The following is a 1,127-nucleotide window of genomic DNA, read 5'->3' as shown; positions in this document are numbered from 1 at the left end:
TACCTTCTATTTTTTTAATTTCGGTCGTACCGCTTAATTTTTTATGAGACAGCTTATGGGATTACGTAAGTAGCTAAAGTGTTTTTGACGTACTAGTTATTTGAGCGCTCTTCAATAACGGCGACTACACGGCGATTTAGCTGACGGCCTTCTACTGTATCGTTACTAGCTCTTGGCCTTGACTCACCGTAGCCAATTGCGCTCAGACGGTCAGGTGCCACGCCAAACTGAGTAATCAATACTGCTTTAACAGCATCAACGCGGCGTTGTGATAAAGCTTGGTTATAGCTATCACTGGCTCGACTGTCAGTATGACCTTCAATGGTAACAACTGTGTTAGGGTATTGGCTCATGAAGTCTGCAACTTCAGATATTTCATTATAATAACTGGGCTTTACAATAGCTTTGTCTGTATCAAACAAGACTTCTAGCTCAATGGTTATTTTTTCAGCGAGTGCGGGTAAGGTCGGTTGCACAATCGGCGGCGGTGTCGGTGTTGCAGTAGGCGCTGGACAGTTAGGTACGACACGGCTGATCTGATGCGTCTGATAACGTTTATTTTCTAATAATGGTAATGCGCTTTCTGTCGTGATCTGATCTAGGTTCCCTTGTCCATTTTCATCCATATCTACATAAAAAAAGTAAGTTTGACCACCGACTAACTGATAATCTTTTTGCTCGGCCAGTAAATCATTGTCTTTAAAGCCCGTAGCATGCGCGCTTAATTGGTTTGTACCCACACAGGAATTAACAACCGTATAGTTTCCTGGATGCAAGCTAACTTGGTACCTATCATTAATCGAAACATTGGCGCTGGTTTGTTCGGGGTCATTATCATTTTTTCGGACAAACACCAATCGCGTCTCATTACTATCGACAGTAGTTTCTAACAAGCCGTTTAAATCAGGGTCAGCTTGGTTATTCCATAATACATTCCCAACGCGGCGGCTATCACCTTCGTTATCAATACTATTATGGCCAGTTATAGCAGTACATGCAGTCATACCAAACAAAACACTTGGTAGTATAATTGCCGATGTCATGTTCTTGAATACTTTTTCCATTACGATTTCCCAGTCATTAAACGGATTTAATTTATAAGTAACATTTTTTATTTTTTCTAACAG

Annotated in this window: 1 protein-coding gene; it reads right to left on the bottom strand. The window is 41.0% G+C overall.

Features of this window, described 5'->3' with window-relative positions:
* Positions 1-92: 92 nt before the first annotated feature.
* A partial coding sequence (locus ACT3SX_RS15185) for an OmpA family protein (RefSeq protein WP_444761840.1) occupies positions 93-1,127 on the bottom strand: 1,035 nt, incomplete at its 5' end.

The organism is Psychrobacter sp. AOP31-B2-9, assembly GCF_052378005.1.
GTDB lineage: Bacteria > Pseudomonadota > Gammaproteobacteria > Pseudomonadales > Moraxellaceae > Psychrobacter.
This window is presented reverse-complemented; position numbering and strand designations above follow the sequence as displayed.